Source organism: Serratia sp. EC4 (genome assembly GCF_059652115.1).
In genome coordinates this window covers 487,040-505,472 of sequence record NZ_JBNIDE010000002.1, presented here as the reverse complement: position 1 = coordinate 505,472, position 18,433 = coordinate 487,040, and the positions used below count along the sequence as shown (strand labels likewise).

Sequence of the window (18,433 nt, the reverse complement as noted above, 5' to 3'; positions counted from 1 at the left end):
GTTCATGCCCCCTCAACGCTGGCGAGATAATCACGCCAGCCGCCAAACTCAGTGATATCCGTGGCGCCTTCCAGCGCCCAGGCTTCGCAGATGAACCCCTTCACCCGTCGGCCGTCCGCCAGCAGCAGCGTGCCGATGCCCAATGGCGCAGGGATTTCCGCCACAAACTCGCCGAAACGGGCCAGCGGGATGTCCCACAGCTCAACGCGGATCGCCGCCCCCTGCGCCGCGCGCGCCAGCCCCGGCTTCGGCGGCTCGGTATCGGCCAACGCGTAGAGGCGGTAACAGGGAGCGGTGACGGTTTGTTCCACCCGCACCGCATCGCGCTGCGTCAGTTGGACGTTGAGCGGCATGCCGCTAAGGTGAGCGCCCACTACCGCCAGACGCACGTGTCCCGAAGACGAGGCCGGCGCCGGCTGCGGCGGCAATGCCCGGCCGATAGCGCCGAGCGGCAAGGCGCATTGCCATTGCCAGCGCAGGCCAAACGCCGCCAGCGCCCGGTCATGCCAGGCGGGCGCAATCAGGGTGATGCCCGCCGGCAGGCCGTCTTCGCGCAGCGGCCCCGGCAGCGCCAGCGCGCTCAGATCGGCCAGGTTGGTGAAATTGGTGTAAGTGCCGAACTGCGAATTGAACAGCACCGGCTCCTGCGCCATCTCCGCCAGGGTGCGGATAGTGGGCGCGGTCGGCACCACCAGCGCGTCGAACGGCGCCAGCCGCTGGGCGATTTGCCGCGCCAGCTCGGCGCGCAGGTATTCCGCCTTGTAGGCGTCGCAGGCGCTGTAGCCGAGGCCGTTGCCGACGATGCCGCGCACCACCGGATCGATGGCCTGCGGGTTCGCTTCCAGCACCTGCTCAATCGCCACGGTGCGCTCCGCCACCCAGGGGCCGTAATACAGCTGTTCCGCCAGGGTGCGAAACGGCGCGAAATCGAGGGGTTCCAGCGTGGCGCCGCCCGCCCGCAGCTGCGCCAACGCACGGTGAAACGCCCGCTCGGCCTGAACGTCGCCGAAAAACTCCAGCTGGGCGGGAATCGCGAAACGCGGCGCGGCGGGGATATCCGCCGGCGCGGTATGCGGATCGGGGCGGGAATACGGGTCTGCCGCGTCAAAGCCGCTCGCCAGCTCCGCCACCTGCGCGGCGTCGGCCACGGTCAACGCGAAGACCGACACCGTATCGTTCAACCGGCAAGCCGGCACCACGCCGCGGTTGGATAACCGCCCCTTGGTCGGCTTCAGCCCGACGATGTTGTTGAACCCGGCGGGCACGCGCCCCGAACCGGCGGTGTCGGTGCCCAGCGCGAACGGCACCAGGCCGCGCGCCACCACCGAGGCGGAGCCGGAGCTGGAACCGCCGCTGACGTAGCGGCTGTCGAAACTGTTGACCACCGCGCCATACGGTGAGCGAGTGCCCACCAACCCGGTAGCGAACTGGTCGAGGTTGGTTTTACCAAGGGCGATCGCCCCGGCGGCGCGCAGGTGGGCGACCACGGTGGCGTCCGCCGCGGCCTGATAGGTGAACGCCGGGCAGGCGGCGCTGGTCGGCCAGCCGCCGACGTCGATATTGTCTTTGATGGCGAAGGGCACGCCGAACAGCGGCAGGCGGCTGAGATCGCCGGCGACCGCCGCCAGCCGTTGCGCCAGCTGCCGATACTGCTGTTCGCGCTGCGCCGGCGTGGCGAGATACAGCCAGGCGTTATCGTCCGGGTTCAGGCCGGCGACCAGCGTTTCGATCGTCGCACTGACGCAGGCGAGGCGCTCGCCCGCCGGACGGGTTTGATAATGGTGCTGCCATTCACTGAGGGTAAAACCGCACGCTTCAACAGGTTCGCTCATCGACTGAATTCCATCTGGTACACAAGATGGGATTCAACAGAGCAACCGGCGTGCCAATTTTTAATCTCATGATTTCAATAAATTATAATTAAAACTTATGACGGCGGCGGCGAACGGGCTGCACCAGCGGCGCGCAGCGGGGGAACAAAAAGAGTGCAATGGCGGGATGGCGCAGAGAAAAAACCGGGGCGACGACACTCGCCGCCCCGGAGGTCGATGTGGCTCAGTCGTTGATGCGTTTCAAACCGACCGGGGTAATGCAGTAGGTCTGTTGCTTGCCCTTCTCCGCCAACCGCAGGTGCTGCATTTCGTTGACGATCGCCAGACGGTTGTCCGGCTCTTCATGCCGCAGATGGATCACCTCACCGCCGTAGCCTGACAACGGCAACACCCAAGTTTTCGCCGGTTGATTTTGGCTGCCGATGACGTCGTAACTGAGCACGATGTTGCCGTCCGCATCCGTCACGCTGAGGAAGGCATAGCTGTCGGTGAAGTAGTGGTGAGCAATCCCCGCCGCCAGCGTCACAGTCACGGTTTTTTTCACCAGATCGACGGCGCAGGTCAGAAACTGGCGATCGCCAATCCCTTTGCACGCCACGGTAAACGCATTGCCGACGTGAGCGCCCGGCGACGCATTGTCGGCCGGCAGGCAATCCCGATAGGTCGCCAACAATGACTCGCGCTGCGGCTCGGCAAAGGCGCCGATCGCCAGATAAATATCATCCTTGAACGACGACGACGGCGCGTAGTAAGCCGGCAGCAGGTGGCGCAAACGCTGCGCCGCCTGTTCCAGGCGCGCCAGCAGCGCTTGCTCGGGATCGCCGGGCAACGCCGGATTTTTCAGCCCGCTGGTTTCGATACGCAGCACGTTGGTTTTGTTTTTGTTATCGATGACGCCGGCCGCCGGCGGATTCAAACGCACCCGGCTCGGCTCTACATGGTAAATCTCGATGTCATCACCCTCGGCAAACGACAGCTCGTCATGACTTAACGTAGCCTGAGTGCCCTGAATCTCCTTGCTGAAGCGCACCGCGCCCTGCCGATCGCGCAGCGTCACCCGGGCATAGATTTCACCGGGGAAGTAGGCGTGCGGCGTGGTGCTGGTCACGTCAACCACCAGCGCCCCTTTGGCACGATCGACGACCACGGTGGCGAAGACCGCATCGCTCAGGCCCAACAGGTTGATCTCCTGCGAAACGATCGGCGAAGCGGCTTTGCGCTCGAAACGAAGCGTCACCGCGTTTTTCCCCTGCTTCACCGTCAGGTAACCCGCCGTCGGCCGATATTTACGATCTTTGCCGGTCGGCAACCGCAAGGTATACACGCCGATCGGCAGCGCAGTCAGGGCCAGGGTCGGCGCGTCGATACGGATTTTGTGGGCATAGCGCGCCCCTTCCATCAGGACAAGATCCTCACCGTAGATCTGCGCAAAATCATCGATATCCAGACTCAGGGTGACGTCGCCTTTCAGCCCGCTCGCCTTGAGCTGACAAGAATCGACCAGCCGCAGCGAGGAATCCAGTTTCAGCTGCGCCTGCAGCGCCGGCAGATTCTGCGCGTCCACCAGTTGATACAGCGGATACACCGCCTTGGCGTGGCTGAACGCGTTGCGGTCGCGCTGCGCTTGGGTGATCACGCCGCCGGTCAGCTCGACGAACGGCGTCACATCGATTTGCTCGCCGGCCGCGGCGAAGCTTGCCGACAGCAGATCCAGCAAGGCATGTTCCGACGGCACGAAACCCGTCGTGTTGCAGCTTTGGCGATATTGCTGATTAAAGTGCGTGAAGGCGTTCTTGCCTGCCTTGTCGACCATCAGCATCGCAAAGAACAGCTTGGAGCGGAGATCCCACTGGTTTAGCGGCGTACCCTGAGCGATCAAATCGATGATTTTCTTCTCGACGCCGGCCGCGTTGCCGTAGTTATACAGCCACCCCTCCTGGTATTTGCGTTCCCCCAGCATCACGTCCTGATAGCAAGCGGCATAAATATTGTTCCACATCTCACCGGTGGAGAAATATTTGTCGCCCATAAAGTGCCCCTGATAGCCGTGCGCGATCTCATGCAGGCTGCCCCAGTTGCTGTCTTTCGGCGTCAGCCAGAAGCTGCTGACCGAGTTGCTGGTTTCCGCCGTCCAGCGGCCGCCGTAATACGCGGCGCCGGCGCCGTGCTTATCGGCCTTCATAAAGTAGCGGTTGCGAATATTGCGATCGGATTCGTGTTCAGCCTCGAACGAAACGCCGGTCAGCGCATTATAGAAAGTGAAAATGCGATCGTAGTAGGCGATCAGCCCGTCGATGTTTTTCGCTTCGCCCAGCGACTTCAGCGTCGGTTTACTGATTTTCGGCACCAGCAACACAGCGTACTCCGCATCGACCAGGGCAAACTCGGCGTCCCGCTCGTCCCAGCGGGCAAAGAACGCGGCTTCGTTTTCGCCACGGCGATAAACCGGCAGCGCTTTTGCCGTGTCCGGATACTCGAACTCCAGCGCCGGCTCGCCCTGCCCATACGGCGTATCGATGAACGGCACCGAGACGGCATTGACCTGGGCCTCGACCCAGCTCGCGCCGACGCTGAATTCCGCCTCCGTTTTGCTGTCGTCATTCAGCAAGCGCAGCGTGAGCTTGCCGGTAAACGCCGCGTTGGTCTGGCGTACTCGCAGCACCTGCCCGGCGGCGAGAATGATGCCCAGATGCTGGCGATCGTGATCGATGCCCTTGCTCATGCCCGCTGCATCCAGCCAGACCGGCCGGGTCAAGGTGTAAAGTGATTGGGTTTTCGTGATGGTTGGCATCCTGCTTTCCTCATGGTTTGGGTGACTGAATTGACCATGAGAAAGTAACCGGACGGGCGGCACGCCCACCATCAATGGCGGATGGCTGAGGGCCAGTACAACAACGGCGGGCGGGAGAGGGGCAATAAAAAAGGCGCAACCTTGCGATTGCGCCTGATGTTCGGTGAACGCTGCGCGTTACTCGCCGCGAATGCGCTGCGCCAGCCCTTTGAGGAAGTAGCGCAGCATCTGATCGCCGCACGGGCGGTAGTTCTTGGTGCCCTCTTTACGGAACAGCGCGCTCAACTCCGGCTTGGAGATGCGGAAGTCCACCGCGGTGAAAATCTGGTGCATGTCGGTGTCTTTCAGCTCGAACGCCACGCGCAGCTTTTTCAGCACCAGATTGTTGGTGATCGGCAGTTCAACCGCCGGCGCCGGGAACTTGTCGTCCTTGCCGCGCTTGAAGAACACCAGGCCGTTGAGGAAGTGCGCCATCACTTCGTCCGGGCACTTCTCGTAGCCCGGCTCGCCTTCTTTGATCACGTAAGCGTCCATCGCCGACACCGCCACCTCGAAATCGTCCAGTTTGATAATCTCGACCATTTTGGCGTTGTTAATGCTCAGCATATAGCGCACGCTGCGCAGCACGTCGTTGTTCATCATGGGATTGCATTGCCTTATTTGTCTAACGGGGACGTGCGCATTGTAAAAAATGCCCCATACCCAAAATAATTGGAGTTGCATCGCGGCGGCAAATTTGTAAGCCCCCGGAGCATAGTTAACTATGTGACCGGGGCGCGCAAATGCAGCCAACAAAGAGGCAACTCCAAGTATGACGGGTATGGCCGCACACCTTGAATGTGCGGCAGTATAGGGATCGGAAAGGGGTTTCTCAATCGATTTGGCTTTTTTGCTGATACAGCGGGATGTCTTCGCCGATGATGTACTTGTTGCGCAGCATTGACGAGACCTTGTCCATGATCATCACCACCACCACCAGGATCAGAGTGATGAACATCACCACGTCCCAGTTCCACAGCCGCATGTTCTCCGCGTACACCAGGCCGATGCCGCCGGCGCCGACGAAGCCCAGCACCGCCGCAGAGCGGGTGTTGGACTCGATCTGATACAGGCTGAGCGCCAGGAAGGTGGGGAACGACTGGGTGAAAATGCCGTAGCGGTGCTTCTGCAACCCGTTGGCGCCCACCGCCGTCAGGCCGCGGCTGGGGGACTTGTCCACCGCCTCGTGCCCTTCGGCGTACAGTTTGCCCAACAGCCCGACGTCCTGCATCACGATAGCCAACACCCCGGCGAGCGGCCCCATGCCGACGGCGCGCACGAAGATCAGCCCCCAGATCGCCATGTCGATGCCGCGCAGCACGTCCAGCAAGCGGCGCACCAGCACCGAAATCGGCCGCAGCAGCGGCGTCGACATCACGTTGCGCGCGGCGAAGAACGACAGCGGCAGCGCGATCAGCGACGCGGTGATGGTGCCGGCGAACACGATGGCGATGGTGATGCCGATCTGCTGGAAGTAGTACATGAACGGCCAGTTGGCGAAGTCGTGCCAGACGAACATGCGCAGGAAATAGCGCCCCAACTGCTGGCAGCCGTTGATAAACTGCGGCCAGCTAATGCCGAAGACCAAGAAGAAGAACACGTAGTACAGCACGATCGCCAAGGCGATCAGGCCGACGGTGCGCAGGTAACGCCCCTGCTGCGCGAAGATCGCCGGATGCTGCTGTTTTAGCTGGCGCAGCGTTTCCGCCGACGCCGGAGTACCCGCTATCATTTTTCCCCCTCCACCACGCGCTTGCGCAGCTCGCCCGACACGTAGTCGAGCACGGAAACCACCACGATGATCAGCAGCAGCGTCATGCTGACCTGATCGTAGCGGTCGAGTTTAATGTTGGTCATCAGCTCCTGGCCGATGCCGCCCGCCCCCACCAGCCCCAAAATGGTCGACTGACGGAAGTTGATCTCCAGCCGCATGAAGCTGTAGGAGAGAAACACCGGCTTCACCTGCGGCCACAGGCCGAAGCGCATGCGCTGCAGCGGCGTGGCGCCGCAGGCCGCCAGCCCGCGCACCGGCTTGTTGGAGGCGGTTTCGATCGATTCGTAGAACAGCTTGGTCAGGCTGCCGATGGTGTGCAGCGCCAGCGCCAGGAAGCCGGGAATGGCGCCGATGCCGAACGCCATCACGAACATCACCGCCCACGCCAACTCCGGCATGGTGCGCAAGAACGCCACCAGCGTGCGGATCGCCAGCCGCACCGAGGCCGGGGTATAGGTGTTGCCGGCCGCCAGAAACGCCAGCACGGTCGCCACCAGCACCGAGAAAATGGTCGCCGCCAGCGCCAGCTGCAGGGTCTCCCAGATCAGCGGCAGCTGGATGTTCAGGCGATAGCCCCAGTAGGCCAGCGAGCCTTCGGTGCGCCCGTCGGCGAACAACAGGTTCCAGTGCAACGTCGGCACGGTTTCGGCCAGATAGTCGAAGAAGTGCGGAATAGACACCCAGACGGTGTGCAGGTTGAACTCGGCGAGGTTGCCGGCGCCCAGGTACAACACCACCAGCCCGAGCGACCACAGCAGCGCTTCGCGCTTTTGCTTGCTGCGGATCCGTTGGTAATAGTGTGCGAAATCGGTATTCAATGCAGGTCTTCCATCTTGATGGAACAAGGGGTTCAGCATGCTGAACCCCTTCATTCGAACGGCCGAGGCAGCCGGGAATTAACGGTCGCCTTTGGTCAGCTCGCGCTTCATATCGATGATGGTCTGGTATTCCGCCAGGGTCGTGTCGCCGATGTGCTGTTTGCCGCCCATCGCTTTGATAAAGCACGCGTGATCGTCTTTATCCAGCTTCTTGATAGCGGTGACCACTTTGGCCTTGAAGTCGGCCGGCAGCGAGTTGCTCACCAGGATCGGGCCGTTCGGGATCAGCGGCGACTGCCAAATGATGCGGATCTGCTTCATCAGGTCCGGGTGATCCATGCGGATCATGCGGGTGAACGCGCCGCTGGTGTAGCCGGTGTTGTAGTCGCCAATCATCGACGCCCAGGTCACCGCGCCTTCGAACTGGCCGTTCAGCACGCCGAGGATGTCCTGCTCGTGGCCGCCGGAGAAGGTGACGCTGGAGAAGGTGTTGTTGTATTTGTTGTCGACCGTGCCGCCGAACAGCTTTTTAAACGCCTGGTTCGGGATCAGGAAGCCGGAGGTGGAATCCGGATCGGCGAAGCCGATGGCCTTGCCTTTCAGGTCTTCCAGTTTCTGGTACGGGCTGCCGGCCTTCACCACCACCACCGAGTGGTAGCCGCGCGACTGGTCAACGTCGTCGACCGCGATGCCGACGATGTCCACCGCTTTCGGATCCTTGATGTAGACCGAGGCGAACGACGACGGCGACATGCTCAGCACCAGGTCAATCTTGCCGCCCAGCAGGCCCTGGATCACGCCGGAATAGTCGGACGAGTTGCGCAGCTTGGTATCGACGTTCAACTCTTTGTCCAGGAACTGCTTCACGCATTGGTTATCGCCGATCTGCTGGGTGGCGTTCTGGCCGCCGAGAATGCCCAGGTTCAGCTCTTTCGGCGCATCCGCTGCGGCAGCATTAAATACCATCATCGCGCCGGCCATCAGGGTGGTCAGACTCAATACTTTTTTCATCAGGTGTGCCTTGTGTGTAAAGGGTAAAGGTCAAAAGTGCTTCAATGGATCTGATTGGCTTCTTCGCCATACAGCTGGTGCAGGATCCGTTCGTTCAGTTGCGAAGGATGCCCGTCAAACACGATCTTCCCGTGGGCGATGCCGATCACCCGCGAGCAATACTCTTTCACCAGTTCGACCGAGTGCAGATTCACCATCACCGCGATGCCGTCTTCGCTGATTTTCTGCAGCGCGTCCATGATGCGGCGGGTGTTTTTCGGATCGAGCGACGCCACCGGCTCATCGGCCAGCAGGATTTGCGGGTTTTGCATCAGCGCGCGGCAGATGGCGACGCGCTGCATCTGACCGCCGGAGAGGTGCTCGGCGCGCTGCAGCGCGTGCGGCAGCATGTTGAGCCACTGCAACAGCTCGATGGCGCGAGCGCGGTCGGCGTCATCGAACAGTTTGAAGAAGGATTTCAGGGTGGAAGTGTGGCTCAGGCGGCCCAGCAACACGTTGGTCATCACGTCCAGCCGCGGCACCAGGCAGAAGTCCTGGAAGATCATGCCGCAGCGCGCGCGCCACTGGCGCATCTGGCGGCCGGCAAGCTGGGCGATATCCTGCGCCACGCCATCGTCTTCGAAGTGCAGCATCTCGCCGCAGCTGGAAGGAATGGTGCCGTTGAGGGTATGCAACAGCGTGGACTTGCCCGCGCCGGAGCGGCCGATCACCGCCACGAATTCGCCGGCGTGCAGATCGAAATTGATGTCATCCAGCACGCGCTGCTGCGCTTTGTAGGCCTTGCCGAGCCCCTTTACCGATAACACTTTGCGGGATGCGGCGGCGTGCTGCCCTGGGAACTCGTGCTGCGCCAATTTTAACAGTGCCTGAGCCATATGATTTCTCTGGTTTCAGTGGCTAATCATTATGGGCACCTATTAACGGATAAGTTTATGACAGTGGGATGATGGTTTTATGGCCGGGGCGTGACGCGTGCCGCCCCGGCGTGCGCCTCACGCCAGGGTGAAGAAGTCCAGCCCCAGCGCCGCCTTGACCTGCTGCAGCGTCCGCTGGCTGACCTGATGCGCGCGGCGGGTGCCGTGCTGCAGGATGCGCGTCAGCTCGCCTTTATCGGCGATGAATTCGGCGCGGCGGGTGCGGATCGGTTCGAGCAGGCTCTGCAGACAATCCTCCAGCAGCCGTTTGATCTTCACGTCCCCCAACCCGCCGCGGCGGTAGTGCGCCTTCAGTTCCGCCACCAGCGCGGCGTCTTCGCAGAAGGCGTCCAGATAGGTGAACACCATGTTGCCCTCCACCCGGCCGGGATCGCTGACGTTGAGATGGCCGGGATCGGTGAACATGCTCATCACCGCCTTGTGCACCTCGTCGGCGCCGGCGCCAAGCGGGATGGCGTTACCGCGCGATTTCGACATCTTGCCCTGCCCGTCCAGCCCTGGCAGACGCCCAACGTTGCTCAACAGCGGCTGGCACTCCGTTAATATCGGTTGGCCGACGATGTGGTTGAAGCGCCGCACGATCTCGTTGGTTTGCTCCAGCATCGGCAGTTGATCCTCGCCGACCGGCACGTGGGTGGCGCCGAAGGCGGTGATGTCCGCCGCCTGGCTGACCGGATAGATCAGAAAACCGGCCGGCAGGCTGCGGGCGAAATCCTTCTCGGCGATTTCGTTTTTCACCGTCGGGTTGCGTTCCAGCCGCGCCACGCTGACCAGATTAAGGTAGTACATCGTCAGTTCGGCCAACGCCGGCAGCGCCGACTGCAGGCAGATCGTGGTCTTGTGCGGATCGATGCCGACCGCCAGATAGTCGGCCACGACGTTGAGCACGTTGGCGCTGATTTTTTGCGGGTTGTTGCCGTTGTCGGTCAGGCCCTGCAAATCCGCCACCATCACCGTTTGGTTATGCTGGTGCTGCAGTGCGACGCGCTGGCGCAGCGAGCCGACGAAGTGGCCTAAATGCAGTGGGCCGGTGGCGCGATCGCCGGTAAGAATGGTGTAGCTCATGACAGTGCTCCTGAAGGTCTGTAGACCGCCGGATCAACGCCACAAAAAATAATGCCGCCAAACCGGCGGCATTAAAAAGAGATGTGAATACTCGTGCCGCCTCAGAAGAGGCGCCACCATGACTGATTGTGGGTGGAGTGCATCGATATATTCATGCCATCAAGGTATACCCGCCGCGGCAGCGCGTCAATAGCCCGCCGCCGGCGCGTAAGACGGCGTTACACTCCGGCATTTGCGTTCCTGGCCTGGCGCGCTAGGGTAAAACCTTCAACCTGAAAAAGGAGCGCATGATGAAGATCGGATTTGCCGGACTGGGTGGGATGGGCAGCGCCATGGCGGCCAACCTGTTGCAGGCGGGCTTCGCCTTAACGGTATGGAACCGCTCGCCACAGGCGGCGCAGCCGCTGGTGAGCGCCGGCGCGCGGCAGGCCGAACGGCTGGAACAGTTGGCCGATGCCGACGTGCTGATCACCATGCTGGCCGACGATGCCGCCACGCAGCAGGTGGTGGTGGACAGCGGATTGCTGCAGCGGATGAAACCGGGCGCGCTGCATATCAATATGGCGACCATCTCGGTCGAACTCGCCAAACGCCTGACGACGCTGCATGCGGAACACGGCATCGGCTACCTCGCCGCGCCGGTGCTGGGGCGGGTCGACGTGGCCGCCGCCGGCAAGCTGAATATTCTGGCGGCCGGCGATAGCGAGCGGCTGAAGCAAGCGCAGCCGCTGTTCGATGCCCTCGGCCAGAAAACCTGGCACTTCGGCGCCGATCCGGCGCAGGCCAACGTGGTCAAAATCGCCACCAACTTTACGCTGGCCAGCGCCATTGAAGCGATGGCGGAAGGCAGCGCGCTGGTGCGCAACTATGGCGTGTCCGGCGCCGACTACCTGCAGATGCTGAGCGGCACCGTCTTCGCCGCCCCGGCTTACCAGGGCTATGGCGCGCTGATCGCCGCCGAGAAGTATTCACCCGCCGGATTCCGGCTGGCGCTGGGGCTGAAGGACGTCGGGCTGGCGCTGGCCGCCGGCGCCGACAGCCATACGCCGATGCCGTTCGCCGGGGTGCTGAAAGACAACTTCCTCGACGCGATGGCGCAGGGGGATGCGGATCTGGACTGGGCGGCGCTGGCCAAGGTGGCGGCGCGGCGAGCGGGCCTGAAATAACGAACGGGGGCGCTGGCCCCCGTTTTCCGTTCTCAGAACACGATGTCCGCCGCGGGCACGGCGCGGATCGGCACGCCGAAGCTGTCGATATTCGACAGCGTCTCGTTATGGTGGGTGCGGATCAGCAAACCGTCGGCATAGGATTTGTCGTGGCAGGTGTGCGCATCCGCCGCCAGCGTCACCGGATAGCCGCGCGCCGCGGCGCTGCGCACCGTGGTATCGATGCAAAACGGCGTGGAGTAGCCGCAAACCACCAGCTGCGATACGCCGTTGGCGATCAGCAACGCGCCGAGCGAGGTGCGCAGGAAGGAGTCCGGCGTGGTTTTATCCACCCGATGGTCGCCCGGCGCCACCTTCAGCGCCGCGAGCACTTGCCAGGCGGCGCTGCCGTGCGGCAGTTCGTCGTCCGGCGTGTGGTGCTGAATCACGACAACCGGCACGCCCGCCCGGCGGGCGCGCTCGCTCAACTGATTGATGCGCGCAACGGTGCCCGCGGCATCCGCCGGCGGCGGCGTAAACAACCCTTCCTGCACATCGATAATCAACAGCGCGGTGGTCATGGCGGCTCCCGAAGAGAAGATAAATGGCGTCAGCACACCGGCTGGCGCGGGCGGAAAATGTGGTCAACGCCCTGCTCGCGCAGCCGGTTCACCAGATCGTGCCCGCCGTTCGGCGTGGCGTGCGCCAGCTGGCGCTCGGCGGTAAACACCGGGCTGGCCCAAAACAGGTTCACCGGGTCGCCGTACTGCTGCGGCAACGCCAGGTGCGCGTGATGCGGATAGAAGGACGACGATAAAATATAGCCTTCGTAGCCCAACGGCGCCACGTCGGACTCCAGCGTGTGCCCTTCGCCGATCCAGGTCAACCGCGCCCACGGCGCGTGCGCGAAACCGGCCAGCGCGCTGGCCATCTGCACCGCGTTGTCTTCGGTCATGTATTGGCTGTCGATGGCGATCGCCATCTCCATGCGGCGATAGCGCGAAGCCTCGTCGTTGAACAGGATCTCCACCCACGGCATCGGCCGGATGCTGACCCCCATGGTGAGGAAGTAATAGATGCCGTCGCGCTCGTGCTGAGTGATGGCCATCGGCGGCCACTTGCCCTGATCGATGGCGTAATATTTTACCGAAGGGCCGAAATGCTGCTCATAGCGCGCCTGAAAATCGCGCTGCATCTTCGGCCACGGATTGCCCTCTTCACGCTGCCAGCTGCGCCAAAACTGCCGGGTGCTTTCCGCCTGCGCATATTGCGTGTTGGTCGAGGCCGAACCGAGCGGATAGGCCAGTGGGCTCTCCTTGATGCAGCTGGCCGAATAGCACACCGAATGGTCGATATACAGGCTCCAGCCGGGGATCACCGCCAGCAGTTGGCCGTAATACCACAGGGCCGCGCCGTCGTCGCTTTCGCTCCACACCACCATCAGCCCTTCCGGGTTCAGCGGCGCTTCCCCTTCCAGGTTGCGGCAAAACTCCGCCGCCAGCATCGGCGGCTGCCCTTGTTCCAACGCGGCGCGATCCTCCTGCAGCGGCGCGGCGGCCAGGTTGCGCAGCCAGCAGGCGCGCACCTGATAGCGATCGCTGTAGGCTTCGGCGGGATAGATGTAAAAATAGGCTGCCCGGTGATCTTGCTGAACCACCGCGACCAGCGTCTGGTTCTCATTGCTGACTTCAGCAAGTACGTATGACTCGTTCATATCACCTCAATAGGGTCAGGGCGCGGCAGAATCGGCTGCGCGCCAAAAATGGAATGTGGCTTTGCCCCAAGTGTAAAACGCATTACTGGCCGGATCACCCGTAAAAGTCTCAAAAACGGCCGTAAACGAAGATAAACAAAGGCTAATTATAGCGGCTGCGGCTCATGACGGCCGAGTGATGCGCCGCACCGCGCGCTGATAGGAACCGTTGCGCATCGACGCGCCCAGCACCTTGCCCAAACCGGCGGCGCCCGTTCGCACCAGCCGCCGCCGCAGCGCGCCCGGATGAAAACCGAACTGCCGCTGCGCCCAGTCGGGCAACAGATCGATGCCCGCCTGCATCACCACCCCACCGAGCGGGCGCGCCAACGCGCTCGGCGCCGGCGCCTTCAGCAGAATGCGCGCCACCTCTTGGGTGCGTTCATCGCACACCAGCTGCGGCCGCATCGCCTGCAGGTATTCTTCGACCTCCGCGCAGGACTGAGGTATTGCAGTGGCTCCCAGCGCGGCGGCCACGCGCGCCGCTTCACGATAGTATTGATCCTGCAAATCGTGGGAAAGATGGGGGTTACGGTAGCGCAGGTGGCTGGCCAGAAAGCGGCTGCTCTCCGCCACGTGCACCCAGGTCAGCAGCGCCGGATCGCTGGCGGCATAAGGCGTGCCGTCGCCGCCGACGCCGGTTACCCGCAGATGGATGGCTTTGACTTTGGCGATCAGCCGCTCCGCCTCGGCGGTCGGGCCGAAAGTGGTGACCGACACGAACTGGCTGGTGCGGCGCAGGCGGCCGATCATATCGTCGCGAAAATTGGAGTGATCCCATACGCCGGCCAGCGCCAGCGGGTGCAGCATTTGCAGCAGCAAGGCGCTGACGCCGCCGCACAGCATCGGCGTGAAATCGCGATGTACCTGCCAGATGACAGACTGCGGGCCGAACAGCCCCGGATCGCCGGGCGGATTCTCAAAATCGACGCCGCCGAGCGCCAGCCCGGTCAGGCTGAGCACCTGTTTCTCTATCGCTGCGCGTACCGCTTCCATCCTGCCGCCCTCTTGCTGGTTCAGCGGCCAGTGTATCACGCGGCGATCGCCTCATTGCGCCCTGCGGCGGTTGAAAGCATTAACTTACTGAATTACAGTTGTTATACCGCTTGCAACAAGGCGGACCTATTCGATCCACTGCAGAGGCGCTTTGCAGGGCGTTAACCCACGTTAATTCGGCACTAACCCCACAAAACCTCTATCTAGTTTCTTTTCCTTCAACTTAGATAGCAGAGAGTTCGATGATTACCATCAGAGCACGCGCGGCGGAAGACAACGCGCAATTGGCAGATATCTGGCTGCGTTCGGTGCGCGCCACCCACCATTTTTTAACCGAAGACAACATCGCGCAGCTGTTCCCGCTGGTGCTGAACGACTACCTGCCGGCGGTCAACGTTTGGGTGGCCGAAGAACGCCCGGGGCATCCCTGCGGCTTTATCGGCCTGAACGGCAACAAGGTGGAGATGTTGTTTATCGACGCGGATCAGCGCGGCAAAGGGGTGGGCAAAGCGCTGCTGACCCACGCGGAAACGCTGCACGATGAGCTGCAGCTGGACGTGAACGAGCAAAATCCGCAGGCCAGCGGCTTCTACCGCCACTACGGGTTTGTCATCACCGGCCGCTCGCCGCTCGACGGTCAGGGCAACCCGTTCCCGCTGCTGCACATGAAACTGGAAAAACGCTAGCCCTCCGCCGGCCGCCCTGCGGCCGGTTTCTTCCCCCGCCTCCCCCGCCGCCTTATATATCAAATCAGAATAAGTAATAGATTTTACATTCTTCCTGTCACTATAAACCCTCGGTAGGATTGCCCGGTATTCACCCGCAACAGAGGTTCCGTCAGCCGAAAAGCCGAACGATCTCTGTCCGGCGCACCGCGCTCTGGACGGAATGCTGTGATGTATCGATAAGGATCCGCTTCGCTATGATCGTTCTTTCGAACGTTTGCAAAACTTTTGACAGCACACAGGGCCGCGTCGTGGCGGTAGACAACGTCAGCCTGGCGGTAGAGGCCGGGCAAATTTACGGCATCATCGGCTACAGCGGCGCCGGCAAAAGCACCCTCATCCGCCTGCTCAACGGTCTGGAAACGCCCACCAGCGGCCGCATTGACGTGGGCGGTTTTGATATCGCCCGCGCCAAAGGCAGCCATCTGCGCCAGGCGCGCCTGAAAATCAGCATGGTGTTTCAGCACTTCAACCTGCTGTGGTCGCGCACCGTCAGCCAGAACATCGCGTTTTCCATGCAGATCGCCGGCGTGCCCAAGGCGCAGATTGCGCCGCGCGTGGCGGAACTGATCGCGCTGGTCGGCCTGCAGGGGCGCGAAAACGCCTACCCGTCGCAGCTCAGCGGCGGCCAAAAGCAGCGCGTCGGCATCGCCCGCGCGCTGGCCAATAACCCGAGCGTGCTGCTGTGCGACGAGGCCACCTCGGCGCTCGATCCGCAGACCACCGACGCCATTCTCGACCTGCTGTTGGACATCAACCGTCAGCTGAAATTGACCATCGTGCTAATCACCCACGAGATGCACGTGGTGCGCAAAATCTGCCACCGCGTGGCGGTGATGGAAAACGGCCGCATCGTCGAAGAAGGCCCGGTGCTTGACGTGTTCACCCGGCCGCAGCAGCCGATCACCCGACAGTTCGTCAAACAGGTGTCGCAGTATGCGGACACCGAAGAGAGCTTCAACCCGCAGCTCACCGCCCACCTGCCGGGGGCGATTTTCAAGCTGACCTTCGTCGGCGTGCAAACCCATCAGGCGGTGATCTCTGAAGTGATCCGGCGCTACGCCCTGACCGTCAACATTCTGCACGGCAAGATCAGCCACACCCTCAACGGTTCGTTCGGCGAACTGTACATCCACGCCGAAGGCAATGAACAACAAGTCGCCGACATGCTCAACCTGCTGCACGAAAGAGACATCGCCGTCGAGGTTATCCAACATGATTGAATCCCTGTTCCCCCACCTGCGTCTGGACCAACTGTGGGACGCCACCTGGGAAACGCTGTACATGACCGGCATCGCCGGTTTGGCCACGCTGGTGCTGGGCATCGTGCTCGGCGTGCTGCTGTTTTTAACCTCGAAGGGCCAGCTGTTGCAGAACCGGGCGGTCTACTCGCTGATCTCCGTGTTGGTCAACGTCTTCCGCTCTATCCCGTTCATCATTCTGATCGTGCTGCTGATCCCATTCACCAAGTCGCTGATCGGCACCATTCTCGGCGCGGACGCGGCCCTGCCGGCGCTGATCGTCGGCGCGGCGCCGTTCTACGCCCGGCTGGTGGAGATCGCGCTGCGCGAGGTCGACAAAGGAGTGATCGAAGCGGCGCGCTCGATGGGCGCCAAAAACCGCACCCTGATTTTCCGCGTATTGCTGCCGGAAAGCTCGCCGGCGCTGGTTTCCGGCATCACCGTCACCCTGATCGCGCTGGTGAGCTACACCGCGATGGCCGGGGTGATCGGCGCCGGCGGCCTGGGCAACCTGGCCTATCTGGAAGGCTTCCAACGCAACCACAGTGACGTGACGCTGGTGGCGACGCTGACGATCCTGCTGATCGTTTTCGTCATTCAGTTCATTGGCGACACCCTGACAAGAACGCTCGATAAACGTTAATTAACCAAGGAAAACGATGATGAAAAAGCACCTACTGATGTTGGCTTTCGCCTCTGTCGCCACCCTCGCCTCTTACGGCGCCGCCGCGGCGACCAAGCTGGTGGTCGGCGCCTCCAACGTGCCGCACGCCGAGATCCTCGAACAAGCCAAACCGATACTGGCGAAGGAAGGCATCGATCTGCAGATCAAGCGCTTCCAGGACTACATTCTGCCGAACACCGCCTTGGCCAGCCACGACATCGACGCCAACTACTTCCAGCACGTGCCTTACCTGAACTCGGTGCTGAAAGACCACGCCGACGACAAGAGCTACGACTTCGTCAGCGCCGGCGCGATCCATATTGAGCCTATCGGCATCTACTCGAAGAAGTACAAGAGCCTGAAAGATCTGCCGGAAAACGGCAAAATCATCATGCGCGACGCGGTGGCGGAAGAAGGCCGCATTCTGTCTATTTTTGAACGGGAAGGCGTGATCAAGCTGAAGCCGGGGGTGAGCAAAGTGGACGCGCGCATCACCGACGTGGTGGAAAACCCGAAACACCTGAAGTTCCAGGCCAACGTTGAAGGCGCGCTGCTGCCACAGATGTACAACAACAACGAAGGCGACGCGGTGGTGATCAACGCCAACTACGCCATCGACGCCGGGCTGAATCCGACCAAGGATCCGATCGCAGTCGAAAGCGGCGAAAACAACCCGTACGCCAACATCATCACCGTGCACAAAGCCGACGTGAACAAGCCGGAGATCGTGGCACTGGTCAAAGTGCTGCACTCCAAACCGATTCAGGACTTTATCCGCGAGAAGTACCAGGGCGCGGTGATCCCGGTCAATCAGTAATGGGTTAGACGGCCCGGTGAAAACCGGGCCGGTTGTCACACCTTATTGCCAATCTGGCTGAGCCGCGGCCACACCAGCATCAACGCCTCCAGCAACCGCAGCAGATCGCCGCGGCTTGCCCCTTCGCGCGCCTGCACCGACATGCCTTCAATGGTGCAAATGACGTACTTCGCCAGCAGCGCGGTGTCGGTCTTCGCCAGCAGTTCACCCTGCTGCACCTTGCGATCGAAGCAGGCTTTCAGCGCCGCTTCCTGGGCATGATGTTTTTTGCGCAGCATCTGGGCGACGTCGTCGGACGCGGACGACAGCGCGGCGGAGGCGCACACCATAAAACAACCTGACGGCGTATCGGGGTCGGTAAACACTTCGACGGAAGAACGCACGTAGGCCTCGACGATCTCGGCCACCGGCAACGCCTGTTCCAACAGTTGGTTGGTGCAGGTGGTGTATTTTTGCAAATAGCGTTCCACCGCCGCGCGGAACATCCCTTCTTTGTTGCCGAATTCCGCATACAGCGTCGGCGCCTTGGCGCCGGTCACTTCCACCAGATCGGCCAGCGAGGTGGCTTCATAACCGTGCCGCCAGAACAGATCGAGCGCGCTTTCCAGCGCCCGATCGCGATCAAATTGTTTCGGTCTGCCGCGGCTTTTCTTGCCGCAGACCGCTTCATTGATGCTCATCGTTCCTCTCCTATCCCGCTCCACGGCAGGGTTAGCACAAATAACTTAACGATCATTATAAAAAAATATTGCGCGCTCGTCGAGAACCGATTAGCATTTAGTTATCGATCGTTAAGATAATTTAGCGAAGCGGATTAAACCCCTCTA

At 61.7% G+C, this 18,433-nt stretch carries 17 protein-coding genes; 5 read left to right on the top strand and 12 right to left on the bottom strand.

The features are described from left to right. Nucleotides 1-2: 2 nt before the first annotated feature. From atzF to trpS, 8 genes are all read right to left on the bottom strand, one after another. Nucleotides 3-1,832, bottom strand: coding sequence for an allophanate hydrolase (gene atzF / locus ACP39K_RS09120; RefSeq protein ID WP_413713011.1), 1,830 nt, complete (start codon nucleotides 1,830-1,832; stop codon nucleotides 3-5). 223 nt (nucleotides 1,833-2,055) lie between these two features. Further along, complete coding sequence (locus ACP39K_RS09115) at nucleotides 2,056-4,623, bottom strand: putative mucin/carbohydrate-binding domain-containing protein (RefSeq protein WP_497008436.1); 2,568 nt, start codon at nucleotides 4,621-4,623, stop codon at nucleotides 2,056-2,058. Nucleotides 4,624-4,800: 177 nt separating this feature from the next. Next, a complete protein-coding gene (locus ACP39K_RS09110) occupies nucleotides 4,801-5,265 on the bottom strand; it encodes a YehS family protein (protein ID WP_016928588.1) in 465 nt (154 codons plus the stop codon). A gap of 229 nt (nucleotides 5,266-5,494) precedes the next feature. After that, nucleotides 5,495-6,394 (bottom strand): phosphonate ABC transporter, permease protein PhnE, encoded by a 900-nt coding sequence (phnE, locus tag ACP39K_RS09105; protein ID WP_025302015.1) that lies wholly within the window; start codon nucleotides 6,392-6,394, stop codon nucleotides 5,495-5,497. Next, entirely contained in the window at nucleotides 6,391-7,254 is an 864-nt protein-coding gene (gene phnE / locus ACP39K_RS09100; RefSeq protein ID WP_273832954.1) for a phosphonate ABC transporter, permease protein PhnE, read from the bottom strand. The genes phnE (ACP39K_RS09105) and phnE (ACP39K_RS09100) overlap by 4 nt, the downstream gene beginning before the upstream one ends. A gap of 78 nt (nucleotides 7,255-7,332) precedes the next feature. Then, a complete protein-coding gene (gene phnD, locus ACP39K_RS09095) occupies nucleotides 7,333-8,265 on the bottom strand; it encodes a phosphonate ABC transporter substrate-binding protein (RefSeq protein WP_004939482.1) in 933 nt (310 codons plus the stop codon). Between the two features lie 41 nt (nucleotides 8,266-8,306). Next, nucleotides 8,307-9,140, bottom strand: a complete 834-nt coding sequence (phnC, locus tag ACP39K_RS09090; protein ID WP_004939485.1) for a phosphonate ABC transporter ATP-binding protein — start codon at nucleotides 9,138-9,140, stop codon at nucleotides 8,307-8,309. A gap of 117 nt (nucleotides 9,141-9,257) precedes the next feature. Then, complete coding sequence (trpS, locus tag ACP39K_RS09085) at nucleotides 9,258-10,265, bottom strand: tryptophan--tRNA ligase (RefSeq protein WP_048795766.1); 1,008 nt, start codon at nucleotides 10,263-10,265, stop codon at nucleotides 9,258-9,260. 290 nt (nucleotides 10,266-10,555) lie between these two features. Here trpS and ACP39K_RS09080 point away from each other — a divergent pair, with 290 nt between their 5' ends. Continuing rightward, nucleotides 10,556-11,431, top strand: a complete 876-nt coding sequence (locus tag ACP39K_RS09080; protein ID WP_497008465.1) for an NAD(P)-dependent oxidoreductase — start codon at nucleotides 10,556-10,558, stop codon at nucleotides 11,429-11,431. A 32-nt stretch (nucleotides 11,432-11,463) separates the two neighbouring features. Here the strand turns inward: ACP39K_RS09080 and ACP39K_RS09075 are convergent, their stop codons facing one another. From ACP39K_RS09075 to ACP39K_RS09065, 3 genes are all read right to left on the bottom strand, one after another. Next, on the bottom strand, nucleotides 11,464-11,991 hold the full coding sequence (locus tag ACP39K_RS09075; RefSeq protein WP_033640977.1) for a cysteine hydrolase family protein: 528 nt from the start codon (nucleotides 11,989-11,991) through the stop codon (nucleotides 11,464-11,466). Between the two features lie 29 nt (nucleotides 11,992-12,020). Further along, a complete protein-coding gene (locus ACP39K_RS09070; RefSeq protein WP_016928594.1) occupies nucleotides 12,021-13,124 on the bottom strand; it encodes a suppressor of fused domain protein in 1,104 nt (367 codons plus the stop codon). A 162-nt stretch (nucleotides 13,125-13,286) separates the two neighbouring features. Continuing rightward, nucleotides 13,287-14,159 (bottom strand): oxygenase MpaB family protein, encoded by an 873-nt coding sequence (locus tag ACP39K_RS09065; protein WP_497008464.1) that lies wholly within the window; start codon nucleotides 14,157-14,159, stop codon nucleotides 13,287-13,289. Nucleotides 14,160-14,401: 242 nt separating this feature from the next. Here ACP39K_RS09065 and ACP39K_RS09060 point away from each other — a divergent pair, with 242 nt between their 5' ends. From ACP39K_RS09060 to ACP39K_RS09045, 4 genes are all read left to right on the top strand, one after another. Next, nucleotides 14,402-14,845 carry an acetyltransferase gene (locus ACP39K_RS09060; RefSeq protein WP_016928596.1) on the top strand — a complete coding sequence of 148 codons (444 nt, stop codon included), beginning with the start codon at nucleotides 14,402-14,404 and terminating at the stop codon, nucleotides 14,843-14,845. Nucleotides 14,846-15,081: 236 nt separating this feature from the next. Beyond that, the gene (locus ACP39K_RS09055) at nucleotides 15,082-16,107 is read left to right on the top strand and encodes a methionine ABC transporter ATP-binding protein (RefSeq protein ID WP_033640979.1); all 1,026 of its coding nucleotides are present in this window, start codon (nucleotides 15,082-15,084) and stop codon (nucleotides 16,105-16,107) included. Further along, complete coding sequence (locus ACP39K_RS09050) at nucleotides 16,100-16,768, top strand: methionine ABC transporter permease (protein ID WP_004939505.1); 669 nt, start codon at nucleotides 16,100-16,102, stop codon at nucleotides 16,766-16,768. The genes ACP39K_RS09055 and ACP39K_RS09050 overlap by 8 nt, the downstream gene beginning before the upstream one ends. Before the next feature lie 19 nt (nucleotides 16,769-16,787). Continuing rightward, nucleotides 16,788-17,606 (top strand): MetQ/NlpA family ABC transporter substrate-binding protein, encoded by an 819-nt coding sequence (locus ACP39K_RS09045; protein WP_016928598.1) that lies wholly within the window; start codon nucleotides 16,788-16,790, stop codon nucleotides 17,604-17,606. Between the two features lie 35 nt (nucleotides 17,607-17,641). On the opposite strand, the gene ACP39K_RS09040 is transcribed toward ACP39K_RS09045, so the two are convergent. Continuing rightward, complete coding sequence (locus ACP39K_RS09040) at nucleotides 17,642-18,286, bottom strand: TetR/AcrR family transcriptional regulator (protein ID WP_016928599.1); 645 nt, start codon at nucleotides 18,284-18,286, stop codon at nucleotides 17,642-17,644. Nucleotides 18,287-18,433 lie beyond the last annotated feature (147 nt).